The 26,849-nt window shown below is 64.4% G+C and carries 27 protein-coding genes and 1 pseudogene; 16 read left to right on the top strand and 12 right to left on the bottom strand.

Features of this window, described 5'->3' with window-relative positions:
* Nucleotides 1–97: 97 nt before the first annotated feature.
* The 5 genes and pseudogenes from LB553_RS05060 to LB553_RS05040 all read left to right on the top strand — a co-directional run bounded on the left by LB553_RS05060 (nt 98) and on the right by LB553_RS05040 (nt 4,733).
* Nucleotides 98–1,006, top strand: coding sequence for a dihydrodipicolinate synthase family protein (locus tag LB553_RS05060; protein WP_224511218.1), 909 nt, complete (start codon nt 98–100; stop codon nt 1,004–1,006).
* Between the two features lie 80 nt (nt 1,007–1,086).
* Nucleotides 1,087–1,305, top strand: a pseudogene (locus LB553_RS05055) (SDR family oxidoreductase); the annotation flags it as partial.
* Between the two features lie 104 nt (nt 1,306–1,409).
* Nucleotides 1,410–2,615: an HlyD family secretion protein gene (locus tag LB553_RS05050; protein WP_224511216.1), complete on the top strand. Its 1,206-nt coding sequence runs from the start codon at nt 1,410–1,412 to the stop codon at nt 2,613–2,615.
* A complete protein-coding gene (locus LB553_RS05045) occupies nt 2,612–4,228 on the top strand; it encodes a DHA2 family efflux MFS transporter permease subunit (protein ID WP_224511215.1) in 1,617 nt (538 codons plus the stop codon). Before LB553_RS05050 ends, LB553_RS05045 begins: the two co-directional genes overlap by 4 nt.
* Before the next feature lie 73 nt (nt 4,229–4,301).
* Complete coding sequence (locus tag LB553_RS05040) at nt 4,302–4,733, top strand: cupin domain-containing protein (protein WP_224511212.1); 432 nt, start codon at nt 4,302–4,304, stop codon at nt 4,731–4,733.
* 41 nt (nt 4,734–4,774) lie between these two features.
* On the opposite strand, the gene LB553_RS05035 is transcribed toward LB553_RS05040, so the two are convergent.
* Nucleotides 4,775–5,230, bottom strand: coding sequence for a carboxymuconolactone decarboxylase family protein (locus LB553_RS05035; protein WP_224511210.1), 456 nt, complete (start codon nt 5,228–5,230; stop codon nt 4,775–4,777).
* A gap of 181 nt (nt 5,231–5,411) precedes the next feature.
* Here LB553_RS05035 and LB553_RS05030 point away from each other — a divergent pair, with 181 nt between their 5' ends.
* The 3 genes from LB553_RS05030 to LB553_RS05020 all read left to right on the top strand — a co-directional run bounded on the left by LB553_RS05030 (nt 5,412) and on the right by LB553_RS05020 (nt 7,249).
* Nucleotides 5,412–6,182, top strand: a complete 771-nt coding sequence (locus tag LB553_RS05030) for a copper homeostasis protein CutC (RefSeq protein WP_412033254.1) — start codon at nt 5,412–5,414, stop codon at nt 6,180–6,182.
* A gap of 11 nt (nt 6,183–6,193) precedes the next feature.
* A complete protein-coding gene (locus LB553_RS05025) occupies nt 6,194–6,685 on the top strand; it encodes a GNAT family N-acetyltransferase (RefSeq protein ID WP_224511206.1) in 492 nt (163 codons plus the stop codon).
* 75 nt (nt 6,686–6,760) lie between these two features.
* Nucleotides 6,761–7,249: an SRPBCC family protein gene (locus LB553_RS05020; RefSeq protein WP_224511204.1), complete on the top strand. Its 489-nt coding sequence runs from the start codon at nt 6,761–6,763 to the stop codon at nt 7,247–7,249.
* Here LB553_RS05020 and LB553_RS05015 read toward each other — a convergent pair whose 3' ends face one another.
* The 4 genes from LB553_RS05015 to LB553_RS05000 all read right to left on the bottom strand — a co-directional run bounded on the left by LB553_RS05015 (nt 7,250) and on the right by LB553_RS05000 (nt 12,242).
* The gene (locus tag LB553_RS05015) at nt 7,250–8,272 is read right to left on the bottom strand and encodes an acyltransferase family protein (RefSeq protein WP_224511202.1); all 1,023 of its coding nucleotides are present in this window, start codon (nt 8,270–8,272) and stop codon (nt 7,250–7,252) included.
* Between the two features lie 206 nt (nt 8,273–8,478).
* Nucleotides 8,479–9,276, bottom strand: a complete 798-nt coding sequence (locus LB553_RS05010; RefSeq protein ID WP_224511200.1) for an FAD binding domain-containing protein — start codon at nt 9,274–9,276, stop codon at nt 8,479–8,481.
* Between the two features lie 12 nt (nt 9,277–9,288).
* Nucleotides 9,289–11,637 carry a xanthine dehydrogenase family protein molybdopterin-binding subunit gene (locus LB553_RS05005; protein ID WP_224511199.1) on the bottom strand — a complete coding sequence of 783 codons (2,349 nt, stop codon included), beginning with the start codon at nt 11,635–11,637 and terminating at the stop codon, nt 9,289–9,291.
* 104 nt (nt 11,638–11,741) lie between these two features.
* Nucleotides 11,742–12,242, bottom strand: coding sequence for a (2Fe-2S)-binding protein (locus LB553_RS05000; RefSeq protein WP_224511198.1), 501 nt, complete (start codon nt 12,240–12,242; stop codon nt 11,742–11,744).
* 246 nt (nt 12,243–12,488) lie between these two features.
* On the opposite strand from LB553_RS05000, the gene LB553_RS04995 reads away from it, so the two are divergent.
* Both LB553_RS04995 and LB553_RS04990 read left to right on the top strand, forming a co-directional pair.
* Nucleotides 12,489–13,673, top strand: coding sequence for an FIST N-terminal domain-containing protein (locus LB553_RS04995; RefSeq protein ID WP_224511476.1), 1,185 nt, complete (start codon nt 12,489–12,491; stop codon nt 13,671–13,673).
* 6 nt (nt 13,674–13,679) lie between these two features.
* Nucleotides 13,680–15,017, top strand: a complete 1,338-nt coding sequence (locus LB553_RS04990; protein WP_224511197.1) for a hybrid sensor histidine kinase/response regulator — start codon at nt 13,680–13,682, stop codon at nt 15,015–15,017.
* Between the two features lie 10 nt (nt 15,018–15,027).
* On the opposite strand, the gene LB553_RS04985 is transcribed toward LB553_RS04990, so the two are convergent.
* Nucleotides 15,028–15,711, bottom strand: coding sequence for a response regulator (locus LB553_RS04985; RefSeq protein WP_040981753.1), 684 nt, complete (start codon nt 15,709–15,711; stop codon nt 15,028–15,030).
* A 207-nt stretch (nt 15,712–15,918) separates the two neighbouring features.
* On the opposite strand from LB553_RS04985, the gene LB553_RS04980 reads away from it, so the two are divergent.
* The 4 genes from LB553_RS04980 to LB553_RS04965 all read left to right on the top strand — a co-directional run bounded on the left by LB553_RS04980 (nt 15,919) and on the right by LB553_RS04965 (nt 19,002).
* Complete coding sequence (locus LB553_RS04980; RefSeq protein ID WP_224511195.1) at nt 15,919–16,617, top strand: fumarylacetoacetate hydrolase family protein; 699 nt, start codon at nt 15,919–15,921, stop codon at nt 16,615–16,617.
* A complete protein-coding gene (gene maiA / locus LB553_RS04975; RefSeq protein WP_224511192.1) occupies nt 16,614–17,264 on the top strand; it encodes a maleylacetoacetate isomerase in 651 nt (216 codons plus the stop codon). The genes LB553_RS04980 and maiA overlap by 4 nt, the downstream gene beginning before the upstream one ends.
* Entirely contained in the window at nt 17,254–17,727 is a 474-nt protein-coding gene (locus LB553_RS04970) for a DUF4262 domain-containing protein (protein WP_224511190.1), read from the top strand. The genes maiA and LB553_RS04970 overlap by 11 nt, the downstream gene beginning before the upstream one ends.
* 234 nt (nt 17,728–17,961) lie before the next feature.
* The gene (locus LB553_RS04965; RefSeq protein ID WP_224511188.1) at nt 17,962–19,002 is read left to right on the top strand and encodes a zinc-dependent alcohol dehydrogenase family protein; all 1,041 of its coding nucleotides are present in this window, start codon (nt 17,962–17,964) and stop codon (nt 19,000–19,002) included.
* A 66-nt stretch (nt 19,003–19,068) separates the two neighbouring features.
* Here the strand turns inward: LB553_RS04965 and LB553_RS04960 are convergent, their stop codons facing one another.
* Nucleotides 19,069–19,932, bottom strand: coding sequence for a DMT family transporter (locus tag LB553_RS04960; protein WP_224511186.1), 864 nt, complete (start codon nt 19,930–19,932; stop codon nt 19,069–19,071).
* A 102-nt stretch (nt 19,933–20,034) separates the two neighbouring features.
* On the opposite strand from LB553_RS04960, the gene LB553_RS04955 reads away from it, so the two are divergent.
* The gene (locus LB553_RS04955; RefSeq protein WP_224511184.1) at nt 20,035–21,453 is read left to right on the top strand and encodes a PLP-dependent aminotransferase family protein; all 1,419 of its coding nucleotides are present in this window, start codon (nt 20,035–20,037) and stop codon (nt 21,451–21,453) included.
* A gap of 23 nt (nt 21,454–21,476) precedes the next feature.
* Here LB553_RS04955 and LB553_RS04950 read toward each other — a convergent pair whose 3' ends face one another.
* The 3 genes from LB553_RS04950 to LB553_RS04940 all read right to left on the bottom strand — a co-directional run bounded on the left by LB553_RS04950 (nt 21,477) and on the right by LB553_RS04940 (nt 23,942).
* Entirely contained in the window at nt 21,477–21,974 is a 498-nt protein-coding gene (locus LB553_RS04950) for a MaoC family dehydratase (protein ID WP_224511182.1), read from the bottom strand.
* Between the two features lie 178 nt (nt 21,975–22,152).
* Nucleotides 22,153–22,581 carry a phasin family protein gene (locus tag LB553_RS04945; RefSeq protein WP_224511475.1) on the bottom strand — a complete coding sequence of 143 codons (429 nt, stop codon included), beginning with the start codon at nt 22,579–22,581 and terminating at the stop codon, nt 22,153–22,155.
* Nucleotides 22,582–22,646: 65 nt separating this feature from the next.
* The gene (locus tag LB553_RS04940; RefSeq protein WP_224511180.1) at nt 22,647–23,942 is read right to left on the bottom strand and encodes a DUF445 domain-containing protein; all 1,296 of its coding nucleotides are present in this window, start codon (nt 23,940–23,942) and stop codon (nt 22,647–22,649) included.
* Nucleotides 23,943–24,150: 208 nt separating this feature from the next.
* On the opposite strand from LB553_RS04940, the gene rirA reads away from it, so the two are divergent.
* On the top strand, nt 24,151–24,612 hold the full coding sequence (rirA, locus tag LB553_RS04935; RefSeq protein WP_224511179.1) for an iron-responsive transcriptional regulator RirA: 462 nt from the start codon (nt 24,151–24,153) through the stop codon (nt 24,610–24,612).
* Between the two features lie 334 nt (nt 24,613–24,946).
* Here rirA and LB553_RS04930 read toward each other — a convergent pair whose 3' ends face one another.
* On the bottom strand, nt 24,947–25,735 hold the full coding sequence (locus tag LB553_RS04930; RefSeq protein ID WP_224511177.1) for a heme ABC transporter ATP-binding protein: 789 nt from the start codon (nt 25,733–25,735) through the stop codon (nt 24,947–24,949).
* A 7-nt stretch (nt 25,736–25,742) separates the two neighbouring features.
* Nucleotides 25,743–26,843 (bottom strand): FecCD family ABC transporter permease, encoded by a 1,101-nt coding sequence (locus LB553_RS04925; RefSeq protein WP_224511175.1) that lies wholly within the window; start codon nt 26,841–26,843, stop codon nt 25,743–25,745.
* Between the last annotated feature and the right edge of the window lie 6 nt (nt 26,844–26,849).

Raw genomic sequence — 26,849 nt, 5'->3', positions numbered from 1 at the left:
CGGGTTTCGACATACTCTTGGACATCACCGCTTCGGCCTATTTCGCCCGCGCAGTCGCGGCGATGGCCGGCCACACAGACCAGCATAGAGGACCTTCATGACCCGCCCGCAAGGAACCATCGCCCCGATCCTGACGCCGTTCGAAGACGACGGCCGCATCGCGCGCGATCTCTGGATATCCCACGCCAAATGGGTGCTCGACCAGGGCGCGCATTTCCTCTCGCCCTTCGGCACGACGGGCGAAGCGCTGTCGGTGTCCTTGCGCGAGCGCATGCAGGCGCTGGAATGGCTGGTCGAGGCCGGCATTGCGCCCGACCGGCTGATGCCCGGGACCGGCGTCACCGCGCTGCCGGAAACGGTCGAATTGTCGGCCCATGCCGTCGGTCTCGGCTGCGCCGCGGTGATGGTGCTGCCGTCCTTCTTCTACACTGGCGCCGGCGACAACGGCCAGGCGCGCTATTACAGCGAGCTGATCGAGAAGGTGGCAAAGTCTTCGATGCGCGTGATCCTCTATCACATCCCGCAGAACTCCGGCGTGCCGGTCAGTCCAGCGTTAACGGCGAGGCTGACCATGGCCTTTCCGGACACGGTCGTCGCCTACAAGGACAGCGCCGGCGACTGGAATAACACGGCCGCCGTCATCGCCGCCGCCCCCGATATCTCGGTCTTTCCGAGTTCCGAGGCGCAGCTCACCAAGGGTCTGGCGAGCGGCGCGGCCGGCTGCATTTCGGCCACCGTCAATTTGAACGCCGCCGCCATTCGCCGCCTCTATGACGCGGCCCGGAAAGGCGAGGGCGTCACCGAAGCCGACGACGCCATCAAGGCGTTCCGGAAGGTCGTTCAGGATGCCGGGCTGATCCCGGCGATGAAGGCGGTGCTTGCGGTCAAGTCCGGCGACCGGCGCTGGCTGAACCTGCGCGCGCCGCATGAGAATGTGACGCTGGAGAGCGGCCAGGCGCTGCTTACCGCCCTCGGCAGCGCCGCCGATCATATCGGCCGCGATTGAGGTCGCGATGTCGGCGCGCCCAACAATCATCCTGCACACCGACAAGCCTGCCGGTGCGGTTGCGGTGCTCGCCGAGACGGATCGTCTGCAACGCTATCGCGCCGGGCAAGATCATCACCGGCAAACCGGGCGTCGCCAACTATCCTGATGCGCTCGACTATTCGCGCCGCCGCACGCCATGGCCGCGGCTCGGGCATCCGCATGACGCGGCGGGCGCGGCGCTGTTTCTTGCCAGCGACATGGCGAGCTACGTCACCGGCATAAACCTGATGGTGGACGGCGGCTGGATGGCGGGCTGACGGCTGTCAGCCGGCTGCCGCCCGGTATTGGCGACAGGAACCTTTGCGGAAAACACCCGTTGACCCTGCTGCGAGGGGGTCGACGATATCTGGAACCCGTTGCCTTGGACGCAAAAACTGACAGAAAAGAGCGCGAAACCGCTCCCGCCGAAGAAGCGCGGGCTCAGCCCCGGTCCGATCAGCAGCAACGCCCGCCAGGCGACGACAGGCCCGTCGAAAACAAGCGTGGCGACGACAAGCGGGCGCAAGACACGCAGGCGAATGACAGTCCGCCGGACGGCAACAGACCCGGCCTTATCAGACGGCATCCCTACATAGCGGCGATCGTCGCCATCCTAATCCTGTTGGTCATCGCGGCCGTGGTCATCTGGTGGATCAACGCACGGCAATATGAATGGACCGACGACGCCTTCATCGACGCACGCACGGTGACGGTCGGAGCGGAAATTGCCGGGCGCATCACCGATGTCGCCGTCACCGACAACCAGCCGGTCGAGGCCGGCGCAGTGCTTCTGCGCATCGACGACAGCGATTATCAGGCCTGGCTCAAACAGGCGGAAGCCGGCGTGGTGGCGGCGCAGGCCGAGATTGCCAACGTCCAGGCCCAGACCCAGGCGCAGAACGCCAAGATCGATGCCGCCGAAAAGCAGGTGGCGCAGGCACAGGCGGCGCTCGAATTCGCCAAATCCGAGGACCAGCGCAACCGTGAGCTCCTGGCCAAGGGCGCGGCGACGCAACAACAGGCACAGCAGGCCGCTTCGACCTTGCGCCAGGACCAAGCGGCGATGGACGCGGCCAATGCCAATGCCGAGGCGGCGAAAAGCCAGGTGGCGGTGCTGCAGGCTCAGGGCAAGAGCGCCGAAGCCAAGCTTCGGCAGGCCGAGGCCACCGAGAACCAGGCCAAGATCACTATCACCCGCACGACCATCCGGGCGCCCGTCGCCGGCCATGCCACCAATATCACGGCGGCAAAGGGCACCTATGCGCAACCCGGCCAGGTGCTGATGATGTTCGTGCCCAACGACGTCTGGGTGAAGGCCAATTTCAAGGAGACGCAGCTCGATCTGATGCGGCCGGGCCAGCTCGTCGACATCGCCATCGACGCCTATCCGGAAAAGACCTTCCATGGCCATGTCGACAGCATCCAGGCCGGCAGCGGCACGGCGTTCAGCCTGCTGCCGGCCGAAAACGCGACCGGCAATTTCGTCAAGGTGGTGCAGCGCGTGCCGGTCAAGATCGTGTTCGACCAGCCGCCCGGCGTCTATCTCGGTCCCGGAATGTCGGTGGTGCCGACGGTCAGGGTACGATGAGCAATGCCGCAACAGCCCAGGGCAGCGAAAGCCGTTCCGCCGCCGGCGGGCGCAATCCCTGGCTGATCGCGATCGTCGTCTCGATCGCGACCTTCATGCTGGTGCTCGACACCTCGATCGCCAATGTCGCGCTGCGCAACATCGCCGGCAGCCTCGCCGCCGGCATGGACGAGAGCACATGGGTGATCACCACCTATCTCGTCGCCAACTCCGTCATCATTCCGGTCAGCGGCTGGCTGGCCAGCGTCATCGGCCGCAAGCGCTACTACATGATCTGCGTGGCGACCTTCACGCTGGCGTCGCTGCTGTGCGGGCTGGCGCCCAATCTGCCGACGCTGATCGCCTTCCGTATCCTGCAAGGGCTCGGCGGCGGCGGCATGGCGCCGAGCGAGCAATCGATCCTCGCCGACACGTTTCCGCCTGAGAAACGCTCCCAGGCCTTTGCGCTTTACGGCATTGCCGTGATCGTCGCGCCGACGGTCGGGCCGACCATCGGCGGCTGGCTCACCGATAATTTCTCCTGGCACTGGATCTTCTTCATCAACGTGCCGTTCGGCATCATGTCGCTGGCGCTCGTGCAATGGCTGGTGATTGAGCCCGACATTCTCGAACGCGAGCGCCGGGAGCGGTTGAGCAAGGGGCTGAAGGTCGACTGGATCGGCTTCATCCTGGTAGCGATGGCGCTCGGCTGTCTCGAAGTCTTTCTCGACGAAGGCCAGCGCAACGACTGGTTCGCCTCGACCTTCATCACTACTTTCGCCGTGATCTCGGCGGTGTCGTTCCTGCTGCTTGTTCCGTGGGAGTGGACGAGGCGCGAACCGATCGTCGACATCCGCCTGCTTTTCAGCCGGCAATTCGGCATGTCGTTCCTCGTCATGATGGCGGTTGGGGCGGTGCTCTTTAGCACCACGCAGCTTTTGCCGCAGCTGCAGCAGACGACCTTCGACTACACCGCCACCCTTTCCGGCCTGTCGATGATGCCGGGCGGCATCGCCATGCTCATGCTGATGCCGATTTCGGGCTTTGCCGCCGGTATCGTTCAGCCGCGCTATCTCATCATGTTAGGCATGTCGGTGGTCGCGGTCGCGCTCTGGCACACCACCTCGCTGACGCCCGACGCCAGTTTCGGTTTCTTCGCCTATGCGCGCGTCTACATGATGATCGGCCTGCCGTTCCTGTTCATCCCGATCTCGACCGCCGCCTATGTCGGCCTGCCGCCGCAGAAGACCGATCAGGCGTCCTCGCTGATCAATGTCGCCCGCAACATCGGCGGCAGCATCGGCGTGTCGCTGTCCAACACGGTGATTGCCCAGAACGCCCAGCTCCATCAATCGGTGCTGGTCGGCCACACGGCGCAATCGAGCGACACCTATCAGCAGACGCTTCGCCAGGTGACGGACCATTTCGTCGCCGAAGGCTCGCCGCTGGCCGAGGCCGGGCAACAGGCCGTGGGCTGGATCGGCCAGGAGATCGGCCGCCAGGCTTCGCTGCTCGCTTATATCGATGTCTTCTTCTATTGCGCGGTCGCGACGGCAGTGTTGGTGCCGCTCGCCCTGTTCCTCAGGCCGCCGAAGCCCGGGCCAGCCAAACGGCAGGACAGCCCCGCCGTGTGACAGAGCCGCTTGCAAAAGGATGCTTGTGCGTCAACGTCGGTCGGGCGATGGTGCGGAAATCTTAGAGGGGACCATGCGCAACATCACGACATCGGCACTGCTGGCGATAGCCACCGTTTATGCGACTGCTGCCAACGCCTTGGACAGCAGCAACGCGCCGGTCGTCATCACGCCGCTGGCGTCTAAGACGACGACCGCGTCCGGCCAGCCGATCACGCTGCCGCAGAAGAACGTCGAGGTTCAGGTCTCATCGTATCAGATCGCGCCGGGCGCGACGCTGCCCGTGCACAAGCACCCCTTCCCGCGCTACGCCTATGTCGAGCAAGGCACGCTCAAGGTCACCAATGTCGAGACGGGCGCCAGCAATACTTACAAGACCAGCGACTTCATCGTCGAGATGATCGGCCAGTGGCATCAGGCCACCAATATCGGCACCGATCCGGTGAAGCTTCTGGTGATCGACCAGATCGAGCAAGGCGCCAAGAACACGATCCTGAAGCAGTAGCCGGCAAGACGCGCGGTTCGAAGCGGGCCTCCTCCCTTGATTCATCCCCAGGCGCCCACCGGTTGCCGCGTGGTGGCGTTCAGGCGGTTGAACGCATTGATCAGCGCGATCTGGATCACCAGGACGGCGAGCGCCTTGTCATCATAATGGCGCGCGGCCTCGTCCCAGACGTCGTCCGGCACCGCGTCGGAACGATCGGCCAGCCGCGTCGCGGCTTCCGTCAGCGCAAGCGCGGCGCGTTCGGCTTCGTTGAAGTACGGCGTCTCCCGCCATGCCGACACGGCAAAGATCCGCTCGTCCTTCTCGCCGGCTTTCTTCAACTCGCGCGCATGCATGTCGACGCAGACGGCGCAGGCGTTGATCTGGCTGGCGCGCAGGTGAATGAGCTTGCGCGTCACGTAAGGCACGTCGCCGGCCTCTGTTGACTTGTCGAGCGCCAGCAGCGCCTGCAGCGCGCCGGGAATGAGCATCACCGGATTCTTCAATCTTGCTTCCATCGTCGGTCTCCTCGGGTTCTTGCGGCCGGCAGGGCACGCATTAATCAATAACTTTCCAGTTATGAGTTTATCCATAACTTTGTGGTTATGAGTTGTCAAGCGGCTTCCATGGGGCTGGACCGATGGTTGCGGCTTTCGCGGCGGCGCGCCCGGTGCTAGGGCTGCCCATCTCGTCAAAAGCATGGATGGAAGCCCGGTGGCGGACACGCAAAGACCCCTGATCGAAATCTGCGTCGAAGGCATTGACGGGCTGCTCGCCGCGCAGGCGGCCGGTGCCGACCGGGTCGAGCTCTGCGCCAGCCTGATCGAAGGCGGCATCACACCGAGCATGGGCACGGTGCGCGCCGCGCTCGAAAGCGCGACCATTCCCTTCCATGTCATCGTGCGCCCGCGCGGCGGCGACTTCCTCTACAGCAAGGCCGAATACCGCTCGATGCTTGCCGATGTCGAAGCGCTGCGCGAGCTGGGGGTCGCCGGCGTCGTGGTCGGCTGCCTGACCGCCGACGGCGCCATCGACGAGGCGCGCATGAGCGCGTTGGTTGAGGCCGCCGGCCCGCTCAACGTCACCTGCCACCGCGCTTTCGACATGACGCGCGATCCGGCCGAGGCGCTCGAAGCCCTGATCCGCTGCAAGGTCGGCCGCGTGCTGACCAGCGGCCAGCGCGATACGGCAGTCGAAGGCGTCGAGCTTCTGGCGGAGCTGGTTCGCCGGGCCGGCTCGCGCATCATCATCCTCGGCTGCGGAGCGCTCGCGCCCGACACGATCGGCGAGGTGCGCAGGCGCACGGGACTGACCGAGATGCATTTTGCGGCACTTGCGGACGTGCCGAGCGCCATGCGCTACCGCAACCCGAATGTCGGCATGGGCGGCACCGACCTCGACCGCGAATACCGCAACACGGTGACCGATCAAGCCAAGGTGGCGGCGACGATCGCGGCTGCGAAGGCCTGATGGCAAGGACGATGACCAAGCAAGTGCTGCCGATCGAACGCGTCTCGCCCGCCGACGAGCCCGCCATCCTCGCGCTCAACAACGACCATGCGGCGGAGTTGTCCTGGCTCGAGCCCGAACGGCTTTCCTTCCTGCTCGGCGAGGCTTTCTACACCCGCCGCATCGGCGCGCTTGAAGCCTTCATCCTATGCTTCGCCCAGGACGCAAGCTACGACAGCCCGAACTTCCTCTGGTTTCGCCAGCGCTACCCGCGCTTCGTCTATGTCGACCGCGTCGTCGTAGCGGCGGACGCCCGCGGCCGCGGCCATGCCCGACGGCTTTACGAGGATCTGTTCGAGCAGGCCCGGCGCGCCGGCCACACGATCGTCACATGCGAGGTCAACGCCGATCCGCCCAATCCAGCCTCCGACGCATTCCACGCAGCGCTCGGCTTCGCCGAGGTCGGCGACGCGGTGATCCACGGCGGCAAGAAGTCGGTGCGCTATTGGGCGAAGCCCATCTGAAGACGCCTCCGAAGCCGCTGGCAAGGAAAACAAGCCACAGCTAATATGGCCGTTCCGCTGGTTGGGGGCGACGTCATGGCGAGCAATGTCTTCCGCTTCGACGAAAGCTGGGACATCCCTGAAGGCACACCCCAGGAAGTTTGGGACGTGCTCTCGGACGCGCAGCTTCTGCCGCTTTGGTGGGGCGATGCCTACAAGGAGGTCGAGCCGCTCGACAAGAAGGGCAAGGGCGTCGTCGGCGCCCGCGCGAGGGCCAGAGCGCGCGGCGCCCTGCCCTATGAGCTGAACTTCATCATCGAGGCCGCCGAGCTCGAACCCGGCCGGCTCGTGGTGGTGAAGACCTTCGGCGATTTCGACGGCCTGTGGCGGGCGGAGCTGTCGCCGTCCGGAGCAGGTACCCATGTCGATCTGGTTTGGCAGGTCACGGTCGAGAGGCCGATCCTCAAACTTCTGGCGCCGATTCTGAGACCAGCCTTCGCCTGGAACCATCGCTGGACCACGCCGCGCGGCGAAGCCGGGCTCCGCCGCTACCTCGCCGCGCAACGAGCGATAAAACCCGCTTGATCACCAGTTTCGATTGAGCCAGCCGCGGGCGGGTTTCTCGACGATGTAGTAGCTCGCGACCGCGCAGGCGAACACCGCCGCCAGCATCGGGATCGTCGCGCTCCCACGCTCATCGACGAATTTGTAGAAAGGCTGCTGCCAGAGATAAAGCGAATACGACCACAGCCCCAGCATCACCATCGGCCGCGATGACAACGGCCCTTTCAGAGTGCCGCCGGCGAAGTCGAGCGTGTTCACCGCCAGCGCCAGAAGCGGCACGGCAAGGGTATAATGCAGAGGCGTCGGTATCGGGTTGCTGAACAGCAGAACGCCGGCGGCCGCGGCCACGAGAGCAACATGGCGGCTCTTCAGGAAAGCCGGTAGGCGCCCGTCGGCCTTGAGCAGGCAAATCGCTGCGGACAGCAGGATCGAGGCGATATGCACGTCCGTGCGCCAGTAGGCGGTCTCGTAGCCCATGCCGAGAACCCCGTACGAAATGGCGCCGTTGGCCATTGCCAGCAGCGCCAGCACGACCAGCAGCCGCACGACATTCGCCCTTCCGGGAACCACCACGCTGATCAGCGCCAAAAGGATATAGGAGTGCTCCTCGACGCAGAGCGACCAGATATGGTCGAGGGCGCCGGCGCGAGTGATGAAGATGCCGGCGTAATTGTAGGTGAAGGTCAGCGCCGTCAGCGCCGCCTTCCACTTGAACGCGATGAATGACCCGGTTAGGCCGATCATGGCGGCGATCACGAACACAAGCAGCGCAGGATAGATGCGCGAGAAGCGGCGCTTGAAGAACTTCTTCAGCGGAAAACGCTCGATGAACAGGATCTCGCCCATCAGCCGGCCGCTCAGCACGAAGAAGAACTCGACGCCGAGGACGCCGAGATTGATTCCCGGGAGCGGAAAGAAATGGCCTATCAGCACCAGCGCGATCGACAGGCCGCGCCAGCCGTCGAGATAGGCAAGTCTTGCCCTGGCTTCCCTGTCGGCTGCGGCCCGCGGTAGGACGACGGACGCGGCGGAGATGTCGGTCATACCGTGCCTTCGCAACTCGAGGTCCGCATGCGAAGTGTCGCCCGCGTCCCGGACCATCTGGTATTCCCGCCGGATTTATTTTGCAGTGCGGGATAGCTTTGTGCAAGTGCGAAGCTGCGATTTGACCGGCGTTTCCGGTCAAACCTTTGTTATGGCAAAGAAAAAGGGGCCGAAGCGGCCCCTTCTTTGACCCGCGGAGTCGCCGTTCAGGCGTTGGCGGCCATCACGGCGCGCTTGGCCATCACCGCGATCAGATTGGCGCGGTAGTCGGCGGAGGCGTGGATGTCGCTCATCAGCCCTTTTGCCGGCAGCTTGAGGCCGGCGAGTGCTGCGGCATCGAAATTCTTCGCCAGCGCCGCCTCGATCTCCTTGGAGCGGAAAACGCCGTCCTCGCCGGCGCCGGTCACCGCCACTCTCACCCCGTCCTTGCCCTTGGCCACGAACACGCCGACGATCGCGTAGCGCGAAGCCGGATTGCGGAATTTCTGGTAGGCCGCCTTGGCCGGAGCGGTAAAGCTCACCGCGGTGGCGATCTCGCCTTCCTTCAGCGCCGTCTCGAACAGGCCCTTGAAGAATTTGTCCGCCGCGATCTCGCGCTTGTTGGTGATGATCGTCGCGCCCAGCGCCAGCAGCGCAGCCGGATAGTCGGCCGCCGGATCATTGTTGGCGATCGAGCCGCCGATCGTGCCCTTGTGGCGCACCGCCGGATCGCCGATCAAGGAAGCCAGATGCGCAAGCGCCGGGCAGGCCTTCCTCAGCTTCTCGTCGCTGTAGACGTCGTAATGCGTCGTCGCGGCACCGATGGTGACCGTCTTGCCGGACACCTTGACGCCCTGCAGGTCGTTCAACCGCGACACGTCGACCAGATCGGAAGGCGACGCAAGCCGCGTCTTCATCGCGGGGATGAGCGTCATACCGCCGGAGAGCAGTTTGGCGTCGCCGTTCTTCATGAGCTTGGCGGCGTCGGCGAGGGAGGAAGCGCGATGATAATTGACGGAATACATGCTCGTTCCTCCTCAGTGCTTCGTCGCGCGGATGGTTGCCCACACCGTGGCGGGCGTCGCGGGCATGGCGATGTCGACGACGCCCAGCGCATCGGTGATGGCGTTGATGACCGCCGGCGGCGAACCGATGGCGCCGGCCTCGCCGCAGCCTTTGATGCCGAGCGGATTGCCCGGACATGGCGTGTTCGAGGTCGAGACCTGGAAGGACGGCAGGTCGTCCGCGCGCGGCATGGTGTAGTCCATGTAGCTTGCCGTCAAAAGCTGGCCGTTGGCATCGTAATGCGCGCCTTCCAGCAACGCTTGGCCGACGCCTTGGGCGATGCCGCCATGCACCTGCCCTTCGACGATCATCGGATTGATGATGTTGCCGAAATCGTCGGCCGCGACGAACTGGATGATTTCCGTCAGCCCGGTCTCCGGATCGATCTCGACCTCGCAGATGTAGCAGCCGGCCGGGAAGGTGAAGTTGGACGGATCGTAGAAGGCGGTCTCCTTCAAGCCCGGCTCCATGCCGGCGGGCAGATTGTGGGCGGTATAGGAGGCAAGCGCCACCTGGAACCAGGGCAGGCTCTTGTCGGTGCCCGCCACCTTGACCTCGCCATTCTCGATGACGATGTCGCCCTCATCCGCCTCCAGCAGATGCGCGGCGATCTTCTTGGCCTTGGCTTCGACCTTGTCGAGGGCCTTGGCGACGGCCGATATGCCGACGGCACCGGAACGCGAACCGTAGGTGCCCATGCCCATCTGCACCTTGTCGGTGTCGCCATGCACGATCGAGACGGAGTCGATCGGCACGCCGAAGCGCTGGGTGACCAGCTGCGCGAAAGTCGTCTCATGGCCCTGGCCATGGCTGTGCGAGCCGGTGAGCACCTCGATCGTGCCTACGGCATTGACGCGCACCTCTGCCGATTCCCAGAGACCGACGCCGGCGCCGAGCGAGCCGACCGCCGATGACGGCGCCAGGCCGCAGGCCTCGATGTAGCAGCTCATGCCGATGCCGCGCAGCTTGCCCTGCTTGGCGGCGTCGGCGCGGCGCTTGGTGAAGCCGGCATAGTCGGCGGCCTTCATCGCCGCATCGAGCGAAGCGTTATAATCGCCCGCGTCATAGGCCATGATCACAGGCGTCTGATGCGGGAAGGACGTGATGAAGTTGCGGCGTCGAAGTTCCGCCGGCGACACGCCAAGCTCGCGCGCCGCGGTTTCCATCATCCGCTCGAGCACGTAGGTGGCCTCCGGCCGCCCGGCCCCGCGATAGGCATCGACGGGCGCCGTGTTGGTGTAGACGGTGCGCACATTGGCGTGGATCGCCGGGATGTTGTACTGGCCCGACAGCAGCGTGGCATAGAGATAGGTCGGCACGCAGGACGAGAACAGCGACATATAGGCGCCGAGATTGGCGATGGTATCGACCTTGAGCGCAGTGATGCGATTTTCCTTGTCGAAGGCCATCTCCACCGTCGAGACATGGTCGCGGCCATGCGCGTCCGAAAGGAAGCTTTCGGTGCGGTCGGCGACCCATTTGACCGGAACGCCGGTCTTCTTCGATGCCCACAGGCAGACGATCTCTTCCGGATAGATGTAGATCTTGGAGCCGAAGCCGCCCCCGACATCGGGCGCGATCACGCGCAGCTTGTTTTCCGGCGCAACGTTGTAGAAGGCGCTCATAACCAGCCGCGCGAGATGCGGGTTCTGCGACGTCGTCCAGCAGGTATAGTGGTCCTCGGCCTTGTCGTAGTGCCCGAGCGCCGCGCGCGGCTCCATCGCATTCGGCACCAGCCGGTTGTTGACGATCTTCATGCGCGTGACATGGGCCGCCGACTTGATCGCCGCGTCAGTCGCCTTGCCGTCGCCGAGTTCCCAGTCGAAGATCAGGTTGTTGTCGGCCTCGGCATGGACCTGCGGCGCGCCGGGTTGGATGGCTTTCGTGGCGTCGACCACGGCCTTCAATTCCTTATAGGTGATCTCGACCGCTTCCGCCGCGTCGCGCGCCTGGCCCTTGCTGTCGGCAACGACGATGACGACCGCGTCGCCGACATAGCGCACCTTGTCGACGGCTAAAGGCGACCACGCGCCCATTTTCATCGGCGTTCCATCCTTGGAGTGGATCATCCAGCCGCAGATCAAATTGCCGATGCCGTCGGCCTTGAGCTCCTTGCCCGTCAGGACGCCAATGACGCCCGGCATCGCTTGCGCCTTTTTCACGTCGATCTTTTTGATCTGCGCATGCGCGTGCGGACTGCGCACGAACACGGCATGCTTCATGCCGGGGACAACCATGTCGTCGACATAGCGGCCGCCGCCGGTGATGAACCTCTTGTCTTCCTTGCGCGCCACGCGGGCGCCGACGCCTTCGATACCCATAGGAATTCCTCCGGAATTTTAGGGGAGTAGGGCAGTAGGGGTGTATGGGAATAGGGAATGAGGAGCCGGTCGCTTACTCCCTTACTGCCCTACTCCCTATGCCCTTAAGCTGCCTGCTTCGCCTTGCCCTTGGCGCCCTTCGCCATCGTCTCCGATGCGGCGAGGATCGCCTTCACGATGTTGTGGTAACCCGTGCAGCGGCAGATGTTGCCATCGAGCTCGGCACGCACCGTCGCCTCGTCGAGCCCTTGCGGGTGACGCGCGATCATGTCGGTCGCCGTCATGATCATACCCGGCGTGCAGAAGCCGCATTGCAGCCCGTGATACTCCTTGAACGCGGCCTGCACCGGATGCAGCTCTGCGCCATCCGACAGTCCCTCGATGGTGACGACGGTCGAGCCCGAGGCCTGCGCGGCGAGCATCGTGCAGGACTTCACCGCCCTGCCGTCGACATGCACGACGCAGGCGCCGCATTGCGATGTATCGCACCCAACGTGCGTTCCGGTGAGGCCCAGATGCTCTCGCAGGAAATGCACCAGCAATGTTCGGTCCTCGGCGCTCCCGCTGACCCGCCTCCCGTTCACAGTCAACGACACGTCCGACATGCAACCTCCCTGGGTATCAACCTTGGTCATTGCCGAATGCCGTGCTTGTGCTTCGGCAGTGCGTTGTTGCGCACCGTACAATGCGCAAAACAGCGCTGCCAGCGCCGGTTGCATTGTACTTTCGGTCATAGCAAAAGCACCACGCGCCCAGCGACCGGCCCATTGCCAAAACCGGGATTGAAGGCAAAGATGCCTTCGACGCGCGCGTGCCCGACATAAGACACGCAGAAGCCAGCGTTGGGGGAATTGCGGAGAAGGCAGCTGGCCAGTTCGAGCACACGCTATGCATCGGGCCTTTCAGCGCTCACCACGGATGAGCCGGACCCAAATGCCTTTGCCCGGGCCATCGCGGCCGAAGCGGCGACCATCGATGCCGGCTTTGCGCTTCTGTTCTTCTCCCAAAGCCTGGTCGACGCGGCGGGGCTGGCGCAAGCGCTGAAGGTCCATGCGCCGTCGCTCGCCTATGCCGGCTGCTCGACCGCCGGCGAAATCACGCCGCAGGGATTGGAGGAAGGGCATGCCCTTGCCCTGCTTTTGCCGTCGGCGTCGTTTTCGACCGTCAGCACCATGATCGAGAACCTCTCCACCTCCGGCATGGACGGGATCACCGGCGAGGTCGTGGAGCTCAGGCGCCTGCTGCGCGGCCGCGCCGGCCGGGAGCGGACGAAGAGCGTCTTCGCCCTCTGCTTCATCGACGGGCTTTCCTATGCCGAGGAAGCGGTGACCTCGGCCATCCACTGGGGGTTGGACGACATCCCGCTGATCGGCGGCTCGGCGGGCGACGACCTGAAATTCGAGACGACCAGCTTGATCTCCAACGGCAAGGTCGCTTCCGACAGCGCCATCATCGTTCTGGTCGCGACAGAGATTCCTTTCCACGTCTTCAAGACCGACAATTTCATCCCGACCGACGAGAAGCTGGTGGTAACGGCGTCCGACCCCGATCATCGCATCGTGCGCGAATTCAACGCCACCAACGCGGCGGAAGAATATGCCGCCTCCGTCGGCATCGTGCCGCGGACGCTGACGCCGCTGAGCTTTGCCTCGCACCCAGTCGTGGTGAAGGTCGGCGGCGAATATTATTGCCGCTCGATCCAGCGCATGCATCCCGACGGCTCGCTGTCATTCTTCTGCGCCATCGACGACGGCGTGGTGCTTTCGATCGCACAGCCGAAGAACATGGTGGAAGCGACGCGCACCGCTCTCCAGGATGTCGAGCACAGGCTGGGCGGCATCGACATGATCCTCGGCTTCGACTGCGTGCTGCGCCGGCTCGACGCGCGCAATCGCCAGGTCTTCCGTGACATCTCCGAGCTCTATCGGACCAATAAGGTGATCGGCTTCGGCACCTATGGCGAGCAGTATCGCTCGATGCACCTCAACCAGACTTTCACCGGCATCGCCTTCGGCGAGCGCCAGGCAGCCGAGTGAGCGCCGATGCCGCTTCGCGACATCGACGACCTCGAAAGGCTGAAGAAGATCAACGCGGCCCTGGTCAGCCGCGTCGAGCGCTCGATGGACCAGCAGGGCAATGCCTTCTCGCTGTTCCAAACCGCGATTTCGCTGGAAAACCGGGTGCGCAACCGCACCGAGGAATTGCACGCCACGCTGCGCCGGCTCGAGCAGTCGAACATCGACCTCAGCGCGGCGAAGGAGAACGCGGAACTCGCAAACCTCTCCAAGACCAGATTTCTCGCCGCCGCCAGCCACGACGTGCTGCAGCCGCTGAACGCTGCGCATCTGTCGGTCTCGGCGTTGACCGAGGTCCAGACCAGCGACGAAGGCAGGAAGCTGGTGCGCCAGGTCGAGCGCTCGCTGGAGACGATGGAAGACCTGTTGCGCACGCTGCTCGACATCTCCAAGCTCGACGCCGGCGTAGTGCAGCCCGAAATAGGCGATGTCAGCCTAGAGGCGCTGTTTTCCTCACTGCGGTCGGACTTCCTTCCCGAAGCGGAAAAGAAAGGCCTGTCGCTGAAATTCCGCCCGGTCAATGTCGTCGTGCGCTCCGACCGCACACTGCTCAGGCGTATCCTGCAGAACATCCTTTGCAACGCGCTCCGTTATACCCGCTCCGGCGGCGTGCTGGTCGGCACAAGGCATCGCGGCGACACCATCCGCATCGACGTCGCCGATACCGGCTGCGGCATCCCCGAGGACCAGCGCGAAGCGGTGTTCGAGGAATTCCACCGCGGCACCGCGACGCTTGCCGATGCCGGACTTGCCGGCGGGCTTGGTCTCGGCCTCGCCATCGTGCGCCGCATGGCGGCCGCGCTCGGCCACCCGGTAACCTTTTCCTCGAAGGTGGGACGCGGCACCATCTTCCACATCGACGTACCGGTCGGCATGGCGCCGGCCGAACCGGCGACGACCAGCGCCGACATGGATCGCCCGCGCGGCTACGGCCTGTTCGGCACCAAGGTGCTGCTTGTCGAGAACGACGCCGATGTGCTCGCCGCCATGACCTCGCTGCTGGAGCGCTGGCACTGCCAGGTACGCGCCGCCACCTCGACCGACGATGCGCTCGATCTGCTCGGCGACACTGCCTGGGTGCCCGACATCGTCATCGCCGACCAGCATCTCGACGGCGGCGATCTCGGCACGTCAACGATAGCCGAAGTGCGCGACTATCTCGGCCGCACCGTACCGGCGCTGATCGTCACCGCCGACGGCTCCGAGTTCGTCGCCAAGGCCGCCCGCGCTGCCGGCATAGAGTTGATGCGCAAGCCGCTGAAGCCGGCGCAATTGCGGGCGCTGCTGGCGCATTTGCTGGCTTAGAAATACCGCCTCAAAATCCCGCCTGGTCTCTGAACAACTCCGCATTATCCAGCTTCGAGACCTCGATCACCGCTTGCGTGCGGCTATACACATTGAGCTTGCGCAGGATCTCCGAGACATGCGCTTTCACAGTGGTCTCACCCACCTGCAGCTCATAGGCGATCTGCTTGTTGAGCATGCCCTGGCGCAGCATCTGCAGCACCCTCAGTTGCTGCGGCGTCAGCCTGGCCAGGCGTTGCACCATGTCGGCACGGTCGGTGCTGTCGGGGTCCGGGGGCTGGCCTTCGTAATTTTCCGGCACATAGACCGCGCCATCCATCACCGAGCGGATGGCCGCGGCAAGATCGCTCTTGCGGGCCGATTTCGGGATGAAGCCGGCGGCGCCGTAGGACAACGCCTCGGAGATGATCTTCGGCTCCTCATAGCCCGACACGATCACCACCGGCAGCCGCGGGTAGCGGGTCCTCAGCTGCAACAGCCCCTCGAAGCCATGCACGTCGGGCATGCTCAAATCGAGCAGCGCGAGATCGAACGGCTTGGCGTCGGCAAGAAGCTCGATCGCTTCCGCGATCGAGCGCGCCTCGACCGTGTCGACATCCGGATAGGCCATCTGCACAGCGCTGTGCAGCGCCTCGCGAAACAGCGGGTGGTCGTCGATGATCAGGAAGCGGGCGCGATCGCTGACGGAGGTCATTGCGTGGGTTCAGGCATCGGTTCGGTTTCCAGCCGGCACAGGATAGTCCCATGACCATGGCCAGATTATTGGCAAATAGTATACGCCCAATGGTACAGCGCATTGTCGTTGAAACGACAGGACCAATATGCGCGATCGTCCTCAGTCTTGCCCGTCCGTCAAAATCGGCGGAAGGTGACACAACTAATGCCAACGCAGAGAAAACTCATGCCCGAATTCGTCCTTCCGCCGCCGGCCACTGCCTCGGTTGCCGTCGCAGGCTCGGTGGAGCGGTTTGCCGTGCGCCGCATCTTCTGCGTCGGCCGCAATTACGCCGCGCATGCGCGCGAACTCGGCAATGACGAGCGCGACCCGCCTTTCTTCTTCACCAAGCCGGCCGACGCGGTGGTCGACAGCGGCGCCGAGATCCCCTACCCGCCGCTGACTTCGAACCTGCATCACGAGATCGAGCTGGTCGTTGCCATCGGCAAGGCCGGCTTCCGCATTCCGCGCGCCGATGCGCTCGCCCATATCTGGGGCTATGGCGTCGGCGTCGACCTGACCCGCCGCGACCTGCAGGAACAGGCCAAGAAAGCTGCCCGTCCCTGGGATTGGTCGAAGGCGTTCGACCAATCCGCGCCTTGCGGACCGCTCGTTCCGGCCGCGAAATCGGGGCATCCGGAAAAAGGCCGCATCTGGCTTGCCGTCAACGGCGCGGTGAAGCAGGATGGCGACCTTGCCGAGCTGATCTGGCCGATCGCCGACATCCTCGCTATCTGCAGCGAGGCGGTCGAGCTGCAACCCGGCGACCTGATCTTCACCGGCACGCCGGCCGGAGTCGGTGCGGTCCAGGCCGGCGACAGGCTCACCGGCGGCGTCGACGGTATCGGCGAGATCGCGGTGAGCATCGGGCAGCCGAGGCGATGAGCGATCTCGTCCTCCACAATTACTACCGCTCCTCCACCTCCTACCGGGTGCGGATCGCCCTGGCGATCAAGGGGCTGGACTACACCTATGTGCCGCATCATCTGCGCCATGGCGAGCATCTCGAGCCCGCCTATCTCGCCGTCAACCCGCAAGGGCTGGTGCCGGCGCTGATTCTGGACGACGGCACGCTTTTGACCCAGTCGCTGGCGATCATCGAATATCTCGACGACATCCAGCCTGAGCCGCCGCTGCTGCCGAAGGATGCGCTGGGTCGGGCACGAGTGCGGATGCTGGCGCAAATGATCGCTTGCGACATCCATCCAGTGAACAATCTGCGCGTGCTGACCTCGCTGCGCAGTTTGTTCGGCGCCGGCGACGAGGACGTCGTCAACTGGTTCCGGCACTGGGTGAACGAAGGTTTCCAGCCGCTTGAGAAGATTCTGGCTTCGTCGCCTGAGACCGGCACCTTCTGCCACGGTGATGTGCCGGGCCTTGCCGACATCTGCCTCGCCGCCCAGGTCACCAACAATGCCCGCTTCGGCGTCGACATGGCGCCCTACCCGGTGATTGCGCGCATCAACGCCGCCTGCATGGCGCTGCCGGCGTTCCAGAAGGCTGCGCCGCAGAACCAGATCGATGCCGAATAGAGAAGCCAGGGATGCCGACGAGGCAAAGACGCTCGCCGACATCGAAGAGTACGGCTGTCACATCCTCTATGTGCTGGAGGAGGACGAGCATCCGCCCGTCGCTTACTCGGTCGGGATCGAGCACAATTTTGGCGTCCCTGAATTGGTCGTCATCGGGCTCAAGCAGGAGCTTTCGCTGAACATCATCAACGAATATTGCCGACGCTTGCGCAACGGCGAGAGGTTCAGCGTCGGTGAGCGGGCGTCGGGTTTCCTGGGCGGTGGCTTCGACTGTCAGTTCGGTGCAGTCCATCCCGATCACTACCCAGAATATTTCGGCTGGGACATATGGTTTTATGACGGGCCCGATTTCCGGATTGTGCAGCTTATTTTTCCGACAACTTCCGGTGTTTGGCCCTGGGATGCCGAAGCCGATGACTGGTTTCGCGAACGGCAGCCGCTGCTTGATACCCCGCCTCACTAGAGCATCCCGAAAGTGGGAACCGGTTTTCGGAGAAGATCATGCTCCCACAAAGGTTAGATCGGGATGGCGGTTCAACGAAACGTCATCCTGATCTAGTGTCCAACTCTTAGCGTCGCTGCCCAGAAGCCAGCAACCGGAATAATTGATCTGTCCGCCATTGCTGGCAGAATCGATTTCCGGTCGGCTTTCCGTGGAATCGGCTATCGTCGCTCTCGGACAAACGTGGAGTCGCCTATGAAAGCGGTGGTCTTTGAAAAATTCGGCGAGGCGCCGACGATCCAGACCGTTCCCGATCCCAAACCGGCGGCCGATGGCGTGGTCATAAAGGTCGAGGCTACGGGTCTTTGCCGCAGCGACTGGCATGGCTGGATGGGCCATGATGACGGCATCACGCTTCCGCATGTCCCCGGCCATGAACTGGCCGGCGTTGTCGTCGCTGCCGGCAAGCAGGTCGGCCGTTGGAAGGCCGGCGACCGCGTCACGGTCCCCTTCGCGGTCGGCTGCGGTCGCTGCTTCGAATGCAACTCCGGCAATCATCAGGTCTGCGAGCACCAGACGCAGCCGGGCTTCACCGGCTGGGGCTCGTTCGCCGAATATGTCGGCATCGAGCATGCCGACACCAATCTGGTGCGCCTGCCCGAAGAGATGGAATTCGCCACCGCCGCCAGCCTCGGCTGCCGCTTCGTCACCTCCTTCCGGGCCATCGTCGACCAGGGCCGGGTGACGCCGGGCGAATGGGTAGCGGTGCATGGCTGCGGCGGCGTCGGCCTGTCGGCGATCATGATCGCCAGCGCCATGGGCGCCAATGTGATTGCCATCGACCTCACCGACGACAAGCTGGAGTTCGCCAAAAAGATCGGCGCGGTGGCGACCATCAATGCCTCGACGACGCAGAACGTCGTCAAGGCCGTCAAGCAGATCACCAATGGCGGCGCGCATATGTCGATGGACGCGCTCGGACACCCGACTACGTCCTTCAACTCGATCGCCAATCTGCGCCGGCGCGGCCGCCACGTTCAGGTCGGGCTGATGCTGGGCGAGCATGCCCGCCCGCAGGTGCCGATGGACAAGGTGATCGCCTTCGAGCTCGAAATCCTCGGCAGCCACGGCATGCAGGCCTACCGCTATTCCGCGATGATGGACATGATCCGCACCGGCAAGCTGAAGCCCGAATTGCTGGTGGGCAAGAAGATCAGTCTCGAAGAGGCGCCGGCCGCGCTGATGGCGATGGGCGGTTTCGAAGGCATCGGCATCGGGGTGGTGACGAAGTTCTGAGCAATTCCAGGACAAGCGTGAAACGGTTTTCCATCTGGAATTGCGTCAAAACAAATCAGTAGGCGCCTACCGCGCGAACTTCTTCGCCCCGAACACGCAGGCCACGACACCCAGCGTGACGACTACCATCATCGGGCTGACCTGCTCGTGCAACAGGCTCGCCGCCAGCGCCAGGCCGAAGAAGGGCTGCAGCAGCTGCAGCTGCCCGACGGCGGCGATGCCGCCTTGCGCGAGGCCGCGGTACCAGAAGACGAAGCCGATCAGCATGCTGAACAGCGAGACATAGGCGAGGCCGATCCACGCGCTCGAACCGATGGCGGCGAAAGATGGCGGCAGCGTCGCGAAGCTCAACGCCAGCATGACCGGCAGCGACAGCGCTAAGGCCCAGCAGATCACCTGCCAGCCGCCGAGCTTGCGCGACAGCTTGGCTCCTTCGGCGTAGCCCAGCCCGCAGACGATGATGGCGCCGAGCATCAGGCCGTCGCCGACCGGCGACGCGGTCACGCCTTGCGCCAGGGCGAACCCCGCGACCAAAGCGCTTCCTAGGCACGAGAACAGCCAGAAGGCCGGGCGCGGACGGTCGCCGCCGCGCAGCACGCCGAAGATCGCAGTGGCCAGCGGCAGCAGGCCGACGAAGATGATGGAATGCGCCGAGGTGACATGTTTCAGCGCCAGCGCCGTCAGCGACGGGAAGCCGACCACGACGCCCAGCGCAACGACGACGAGCGAGATCAAGTCGCCGCGCTCCGGACGCTTCTCGCGAAACAGCAGCAGCATCGCGATGCCGAGCAGGCCGGCGATCGCCGCCCTGGCCGCCGTCAGGAAGGTCGGATCGAAATCCATCACCGCCACCCGCGTCGCCGGCAGCGACCCGCTGAAGATCAGCACACCGATGAAGCCGCTGAGCCAGCCGTCAAAACTCTTTTCCATCACCCGCTCCGTTTGTGCTTCCGTACCGGGGCAGACCATGGCATCACCAGAGACAATGCGGTACAATTCGACAGAACTGTAATGGTGCACGGGGAAGTACAGATGGACATAGCGGGCCCAAACGCCAGTGGCGCCACGCTTGTCGAAACCGTCATGGCGGCAATCCGCCAGCGGATCGCGGCGCGCACGCTGACGCCCGGAGCCCGCCTGCCCTCGATCCGAGCCATGGCCAAATCCATGCAGGTTTCAAAATCGACCGTGGTCGAAGCCTATGAGCGCCTTGCGGCGGAAGGCACGATCCGTTCGCGGCCTGGCTCCGGCTTCTACGCCGCCGGCCAGCTTGCGCCATTGTCGCTGGCCGAGATCGGCCCTCGGCTTGACCGCGCCGTCGACCCGCTCTGGGTCTCGCGGCAGTCGCTCGAAGCGGGCGAGGAGATGCTGAAACCCGGCTGCGGCTGGCTGCCGGCGTCCTGGATGCCGCAGGCCGCCTTGCGCCGGGCGCTGCGCACCACTGCCCACGCCGACGACGTGGCGCTTGCCGATTACGGCACGCCGCTCGGCCTGCCGCCACTGCGCCAATTGCTGGCAAGGCGCATGGCCAACCATGGCGTCGAGGTCTCGCCCGACCAGATCATGCTGACCGACTGCGGCACCCAGGCGATCGACCTTCTGTGCCGCTTCCTGATCGAGCCCGGCGATGCGGTCCTGGTCGACGACCCCTGCTATTTCAACTTCCATGCGCTGTTGCGCGCGCATCAGGCCAAGGTTGTCGGCGTGCCTTACACGCCTTCGGGGCCGGACATCGAGCTTTTCGCCGAGGCGCTCGCCGAGCACCGGCCGCGCCTCTACATCACCAATTCCGGGATCCACAACCCGACCGGCGCGATCCTGTCGCCGGTCACCGCGCATCGGCTTCTGAAGCTCGCCGACCAGGCGGATCTCACCATCGTCGAGGACGATATCTTCGCCGACTTCGAACACAGCCCTGCCCCAAGACTCGCGGCCTTCGACGGCCTGCAGCGTGTCGTCCAGATCGGCTCCTTCTCCAAGACGCTGTCGGCCTCGGTGCGCTGCGGTTTCATCGCGGCGCCAGCCGACTGGATGGAGGGCCTAACCGATCTCAAGATCGCCACCACATTCGGCGGCACCCGGCTGTCCTCGGAGCTGGTGCTGAGCCTGCTGAAGGACGGCAGCTACCGAAAACATGTCGAGCAGTTGCGCACGCGCCTGTCGCGCGCCATGGCCGAGACCGCCGGCAGGCTGAAGGCGATGGGCATCGTGCCCTGGATCGACCAGCCGGCCGGCATGTTCCTCTGGTGCCGCCTGCCCGACGGCGTCGACGCCGCCGACGTCGCGCGCCATGCGCTTTCGGATAATGTCGTGCTAGCGCCCGGCAACGCCTTCAGCCTGTCGCACACCGCCGGCCGCTTCATGCGCTTCAACGTGGCCCAGTGTGGCGACGAACGTATTTTCAGGGTGCTCGAAAAGGCGATAGCCGCGTCTCGTCGCAAGGCCGCATAGTCCAGGCTGGGTCTCAGCAGGCCTTACGCCCCTGCCCGCTTGCGGCGCTCATACATCATCACCAGCGTTTCGGCCGTCAGCGCCGGCTTCTGCTCGCCCTCGATCTCGACGGTGTTGGCCGCCTTCATCAGATACTGTCCCGGGCCGAGATCCTCCATGGAAAGCAGCGTGGTGCGCAGCCTGATGCGCGCACCGGCCTTGACCGGCGCCAGGAAGCGCACCTTGTCGAAGCCGTAGTTGAAAGCGGCCTGGGTGTTTTCCGGCACGATACCCATCTCCAGCGCCAGCGCGCCGATGATCGACAAAGTCAGGTAGCCATGCGCGATCGTAGTGCGGAACGGGCTCTGCCGTTTCGCCCTATCGGGATCGACATGGATCCATTGGTGGTCGCCCGTGCACTCGGCGAACTGGTCGATGCGCTGCTGGTCTACCGTCGTCCAGTCGGACACGCCGAGCTCCTGCCCGGACATCGTTCGCAACTGTTCGAAGGTCGGCGGCGTTCTCGGCCGTGCTTCCGTCATTCCGGCTTTCCCATCACTTTTGCCTGTCTCCCGACCATGAAGCGGCGGCCACTGTCAATGCGCCGCCCCGCGAATTTCGCCGGTAGAGTTGATGCTTTTAGGCAGGCCGAGAACGCTCGGGCGCCTGCGCCGGTTGCATCGCATATCGGTCGGTGACGGGCCCGAAATCGCCAGGTAGCTATTTCTTTTCGTAGCCGGCGCGGATTTCCGCCATCGCATCCCGGATCCGGTCGCGCAAGATCTCGACTGATTCGGTGCTGGATTTGCGCACAAGGTCAGCCACTTCGCTGGCATTCTTCAGCGTCGTCTCAAACGACCTGCGGGCAAATTCCGCCTGCTTGCTCATCAGTTCCTGCGGATTGCCGGGCGTCTGGTAGTTCTGCGCCATCCGCGTGATCTCACGCAGGGCATTCTGTACCATCTCACGCTGCCTCGCCAACACGGAGGAGGCGCCGGCCGCACTTGCCCTCGCCGACTTTTCCAGGGCTTCGAGGTTCTTGCGATGATGATCGAGGATCGCCTGAACATCGACATTCGGCAGCTTGAGGTCGCGGCCGAACCTGCTGAACATGTCGAGAAAGGAGTCTGACTCTGGTCGTTTTGCCATGCTGTGCCTCCCTGCCGGCCGCCATGCGGCGCCCTTGAAGGAGAATAGTGCTCCTTGGGCCAGCGTCAATTGACGAGGAACAGCCGCTCCGCCGTATAGAGCGCCAGGCCGGCTAGCCCGCCGATGATCATGCCGTTGAAACGGATATATTGCAGGTCCTTGCCGATATTCGTCTCGATCAGCCGCGTCAGCTGCGCCAGATCCCAGCGCTTGACCTGGTCGGCGATGAATGTCGACACGCCGCTCTTCTGGCTTTCCACGAACGAAGCCAGCGCCACGACAAAACCCTGGTTCATGTCGGCCCTGATCTGGGCGTCGTCGGCGAGATGCCTGCCGATCTCGACGAACATGTTGGCGAGATGCTCGCGGATCGTCGAATCCGGCGCATTGACGTCCTGTTCGATGAACAGGCGCAGGCTCGTCCACGCATCGCCGGCCAGCGCCCTGACTTCCGGACGGCCCAAAAAATCGCGCTTCAGCTTCTCGGCCCGCCTTGCATATTGCTTCGAGGTCCTGAGCCGCTCGATGAAGCCAAGTACGAAGCCGTCGAATTCGGCACGCATCGGATGGTTGGGATCGGCCCGCACCTCATCGAGCAACGAGCCTGCCGAAGCGACGATCTTCTTCAAGAGGTAGGCGTCGGCACGAAACAGGTTGAACAGCGACGGCAGTTCCTCGCGGATCTTTTCGCGCATCGTTGCCAGCGCCTGCTCGTCATTGAGGAAACGCCCGACGACCCTGGTGAACTCGTCGAACAGTTTTTGGTGGGGGCGCTCATCGGTCAGCGCCGACAAAAGCTCCGCCGCGAGCGGCGCCAGCGGCACCCTTTCGATCTGCTCCAGCATGCGGCTGGTGACGAAGTCACGCAGGCCGGATTGCTCAACCGCAGTTAGCGTCTGCGGCACCAGCCGGGTGACGAATCGCGACAGGTCGGCGGCGCGTTCGGCATCGGCCAGCCAGTCGGCGACCAAAGCGGCGAAGTCGACCTCGGCGAGCTTTTGGCGCACCGGCTCCGGCGCCAGGAAATTGACTTCGATGAAACGGCCGAGATTGTCGGCGATGCGGTGCTGGTTCTCCGGAATGATCGCCGTGTGCGGGATCGGCAGCCCGAGCGGCCGCCGGAACAGTGCCACCACGGCATACCAGTCGGCGATGCCGCCTATGGTCGCCGCCTCAGCGAAAGCCGCGACGAAACCGAGCCATGGGTAGCTTGCCTCGAAGGACTTGGCGAGCGCGAAGACGAGTATGGACAGCGCAAGCGCCGCGGCGGCGATGGACTTGGTCCGCCGCAATGCCGCGAGCTTTGCTTGCGAATCGGCGTCGAATCGAGCCGGCGCGAGGGCCGGAGCTGACTGTGACATGGAAAGGCCGTTTCCTGTTTGCACCCGCCTCTATCTAGTGGCTGCCCGCCAAAACGCTCGCTCGAAGCTTGGGAGACATCCCTGTCCGCTATAAGCGCCAGCATGCACGAAAAGTTGACACGATTGTTCAGCTATGTACCGGTCCAGTCTGGAATTGTTCCAAACTATGGGCCATATTCGGCTCAAGCTAATATTTCGCGAGGAAACCATGCGGCTCACGCGCCAGACCAATTATGCGATGCGCATCCTGATGTATTGCGCCGCAAACACCGACAGGCTGAGCCGCATCCCCGAGATCGCCGCCGCATATTCGGTGTCGGAATTGTTCCTGTTCAAGATCCTGCAGCCGCTGGTCGAGGCCGGCCTGGTCGAGACCGTGCGCGGCAGGAATGGCGGCGTCAGGCTTGGCCGTCCGGCCGAGCAGATCAGCCTGTTCGATGTCGTGCGCGTCACCGAAGAGAGCTTCGCCATGGCCGAATGCTTCGAGAACGACGCGGCCGAATGCCCGCTGGTCGACAGTTGCGCCCTGAATTCGGCGCTGCGCGAGGCGCTCAACGCCTTCTTCGCCGTGCTCTCCCGCTACACGATCGCCGACCTCGTCGCCGCGCGCCCGAATGTGCGCAGCTTGCTCGGCATTGACCTTCTGGAGCAGCGCGCGCCCGCGGCGTGATCGGGCGCTTGCGGCCTGGTTTTCGATGAGAGCCGCCCACGACTTCCGTGGTGCGACGCCGCCCATGACTTCCCGGGTGGGGCGCCACCCATGGCTTCGTCATTCTAGGGCGGAGCAAGGAGCGCAGCGACGCAGCGCAGACCTTAGAATCCATTCCGTGACATTCGAGCGCCGCAGCGATGCAGAACTAGCGACGTCGGCGCCAGCGCTCCTTTCTGGATCGCCGCATTCTTCGGTTGATGTAACGGAATGGATCCTCGGGTTCTCCGCGTCCGCTTCGCTCCCGCTCCGCCCGTGGATGACGAAGGCGGGAAACCGCCCCTTGCCGCCAGACCTAAGCCGCCGATTGCGGCAGTACGAACGGGATATTCCCTGACGGCAGAGCACCGACCTTGAGCCTGCAGTCGAACACCCTTTCGATCAGCTCGTCATTGATCACGTCCATTGGCGACCCCGCGGCGGCAAGCTCGCCGTTACGCAGGACAAAAATCCGCTCGGCATACATGGCCGTCAAATTGAGGTCGTGCAGGATTGCCACCACACCGCCGCCGCGCCGGGCGAAATCGCGTGCGATATCCATGATGATGAGCTGGTGCTTGACGTCGAGGCTGGAGACCGGCTCGTCGAGGAAGAGATAGCGCGGCCGCCCTTCGAGCATCGGCGCCCAAACCTGGCAGAGCACGCGGGCGAGCTGCACGCGCTGCTGCTCGCCGCCGGAAAGTTCCTGGTAGAAGCGGCCGGCGAAACCGTCGAGGTCGAGACGCGCCAGCGCCCGCTCGGGCAAACGCGCGTCCTCGCCGGGCAGCACGCCGGAGCGCCCACCGATCAGGCCGAGGCGCACGATCTCGCGCACGGTGAACGGGAAGGACAGCGCCGTGGCCTGCGGCAGCACCGCGCGCAGCGTGGCTGCCTCGACCGGCTTCATGGCCGACAGGTCGCGGCCGTTGAGCGTGACGGTGCCGGCATAGGCAAGCTCGCCTGTCAGCGCCTTGAGCAAAGTCGTCTTGCCGGATCCGTTTGGCCCGACAATTGCCGTCACCTCGCCGGGCCGCGCCCTGAAGTCGACATGGGATACGATGCGCTTGCCGCCGATCGCCACCGAAATGTCGCGCGCTTCGATCATGGCGAACTCACAGATCAACGACGCCGCGCTTGCGCAGCAGGATCCACAGGAAGAACGGCGCGCCGGCGACCGCCGTGACGATGCCGATCGGCAGTTCGGCCGGCGCGACGATGGTGCGGGCGACCGCGTCGGCGATGAGAAGCAGCGATGCGCCGAGCAGGGCCGAGGCCGGCAGCAAATAGCGGTTGTCAGGGCCGATCGCCAGCCGCAGCACATGCGGCACGACGATGCCGATGAAGCCGATGCCACCGCTGACCGCGACCGAAGCGCCGACCGCCGCCGACACGCCGATAATGGCCGTGTATTTCAGCCGCTGCACCGGAATGCCGAGATGGCCCGCGGTCGCTTCGCCCAGCGCCAGCGCGTTGAGGCCGCGCGACAGGAACGGCATCGTGGCCAGCGCAAGGATGATGACTGGCCCCACGGTGCCGATCTTCGGCCATGTCGCGCCGGCCAGCGAGCCGAGTTGCCAGAAGGTCAGGTCGCGCAGCTGCCGGTCGTCGGCCATGAAGATAAGGGTGCCCGTGATCGCCATGGCCAGAGCGCTGATGGCGATGCCGGCAAGCAGCATCGTGGCGACCGACGTCCGTCCCTGGCGCGTGGCGATGGCGTAGAGCAGCAACGTCACCGCGAGCCCGCCGAAGAATGCCGCGAGCGGCAAAGCGAGCGCGCCGAGCGCAAGCGTGACGGGCGCAAGCCAGGTCGTGCCGACCACGATGATCGTCACCGCGCCGAGACTGGAGCCGGCAGAGACGCCGATCAGGCCGGGATCGGCAAGCGGATTGCGGAACAGGCCCTGCATCACCGCGCCGCAGACGGCCAGCGCTGCGCCGATCAGCACACCGAGCAGCACGCGCGGCATGCGGATGTCATAGACGATCAGCCGGTCGCGCGCCGCAAGCGCGCCATCCGGCGGCACGGCGCCGGTGAACCAGTCGTGGATGACGCGAACGGCCGATGCGTCGGAAGCGCCCGCCGTCAGCGACAGGAAAACGGAAAGGGCCAGCGCCAGGCACAAAAGCGCGATGACGAACCTTGCGCGCGCCGAGCGGTCGCCATCGGCTGCCATCGCCTGGCCCGGCGCGCCTGCTATCGACTGTTCGGCCATGGCCGC

The sequence above is a fragment of the Mesorhizobium sp. CA8 genome, assembly GCF_020164955.1.
Classification (GTDB): domain Bacteria; phylum Pseudomonadota; class Alphaproteobacteria; order Rhizobiales; family Rhizobiaceae; genus Mesorhizobium.
The sequence above is the reverse complement of the archived record's forward strand: the minus strand, read 5'-3'. Positions and strand labels throughout refer to the sequence as shown.

What these genes read in the sequence shown, in the direction of transcription:
- rirA (WP_224511179.1), top strand. Translation starts at nt 24,151, where the DNA reads ATGCGGCTCACGCGCCAGACCAATTATGCGATGCGCATCCTGATGTAT.
- LB553_RS05005 (WP_224511199.1), bottom strand. Translation starts at nt 11,637, where the DNA reads ATGGGTATCGAAGGCGTCGGCGCCCGCGTGGCGCGCAAGGAAGACAAG.
- LB553_RS05010 (WP_224511200.1), bottom strand. Translation starts at nt 9,276, where the DNA reads ATGTATTCCGTCAATTATCATCGCGCTTCCTCCCTCGCCGACGCCGCC.
- LB553_RS05060 (WP_224511218.1), top strand. Translation starts at nt 98, where the DNA reads ATGACCCGCCCGCAAGGAACCATCGCCCCGATCCTGACGCCGTTCGAA.
- LB553_RS05000 (WP_224511198.1), bottom strand. Translation starts at nt 12,242, where the DNA reads ATGTCGGACGTGTCGTTGACTGTGAACGGGAGGCGGGTCAGCGGGAGC.
- LB553_RS05025 (WP_224511206.1), top strand. Translation starts at nt 6,194, where the DNA reads ATGACCAAGCAAGTGCTGCCGATCGAACGCGTCTCGCCCGCCGACGAG.
- LB553_RS04925 (WP_224511175.1), bottom strand. Translation starts at nt 26,843, where the DNA reads ATGGCCGAACAGTCGATAGCAGGCGCGCCGGGCCAGGCGATGGCAGCC.
- LB553_RS04930 (WP_224511177.1), bottom strand. Translation starts at nt 25,735, where the DNA reads ATGATCGAAGCGCGCGACATTTCGGTGGCGATCGGCGGCAAGCGCATC.
- LB553_RS04965 (WP_224511188.1), top strand. Translation starts at nt 17,962, where the DNA reads ATGAAAGCGGTGGTCTTTGAAAAATTCGGCGAGGCGCCGACGATCCAG.
- LB553_RS04985 (WP_040981753.1), bottom strand. Translation starts at nt 15,711, where the DNA reads ATGACCTCCGTCAGCGATCGCGCCCGCTTCCTGATCATCGACGACCAC.
- LB553_RS04970 (WP_224511190.1), top strand. Translation starts at nt 17,254, where the DNA reads ATGCCGAATAGAGAAGCCAGGGATGCCGACGAGGCAAAGACGCTCGCC.
- LB553_RS04990 (WP_224511197.1), top strand. Translation starts at nt 13,680, where the DNA reads ATGCCGCTTCGCGACATCGACGACCTCGAAAGGCTGAAGAAGATCAAC.
- LB553_RS04960 (WP_224511186.1), bottom strand. Translation starts at nt 19,932, where the DNA reads ATGGAAAAGAGTTTTGACGGCTGGCTCAGCGGCTTCATCGGTGTGCTG.
- LB553_RS05015 (WP_224511202.1), bottom strand. Translation starts at nt 8,272, where the DNA reads ATGACCGACATCTCCGCCGCGTCCGTCGTCCTACCGCGGGCCGCAGCC.
- LB553_RS05035 (WP_224511210.1), bottom strand. Translation starts at nt 5,230, where the DNA reads ATGGAAGCAAGATTGAAGAATCCGGTGATGCTCATTCCCGGCGCGCTG.
- LB553_RS05045 (WP_224511215.1), top strand. Translation starts at nt 2,612, where the DNA reads ATGAGCAATGCCGCAACAGCCCAGGGCAGCGAAAGCCGTTCCGCCGCC.
- LB553_RS04945 (WP_224511475.1), bottom strand. Translation starts at nt 22,581, where the DNA reads ATGGCAAAACGACCAGAGTCAGACTCCTTTCTCGACATGTTCAGCAGG.
- LB553_RS04940 (WP_224511180.1), bottom strand. Translation starts at nt 23,942, where the DNA reads ATGTCACAGTCAGCTCCGGCCCTCGCGCCGGCTCGATTCGACGCCGAT.
- LB553_RS04950 (WP_224511182.1), bottom strand. Translation starts at nt 21,974, where the DNA reads ATGACGGAAGCACGGCCGAGAACGCCGCCGACCTTCGAACAGTTGCGA.
- LB553_RS05030 (WP_412033254.1), top strand. Translation starts at nt 5,412, where the DNA reads ATGGATGGAAGCCCGGTGGCGGACACGCAAAGACCCCTGATCGAAATC.
- LB553_RS04955 (WP_224511184.1), top strand. Translation starts at nt 20,035, where the DNA reads ATGGACATAGCGGGCCCAAACGCCAGTGGCGCCACGCTTGTCGAAACC.
- LB553_RS04980 (WP_224511195.1), top strand. Translation starts at nt 15,919, where the DNA reads ATGCCCGAATTCGTCCTTCCGCCGCCGGCCACTGCCTCGGTTGCCGTC.
- LB553_RS05020 (WP_224511204.1), top strand. Translation starts at nt 6,761, where the DNA reads ATGGCGAGCAATGTCTTCCGCTTCGACGAAAGCTGGGACATCCCTGAA.
- maiA (WP_224511192.1), top strand. Translation starts at nt 16,614, where the DNA reads ATGAGCGATCTCGTCCTCCACAATTACTACCGCTCCTCCACCTCCTAC.
- LB553_RS05040 (WP_224511212.1), top strand. Translation starts at nt 4,302, where the DNA reads ATGCGCAACATCACGACATCGGCACTGCTGGCGATAGCCACCGTTTAT.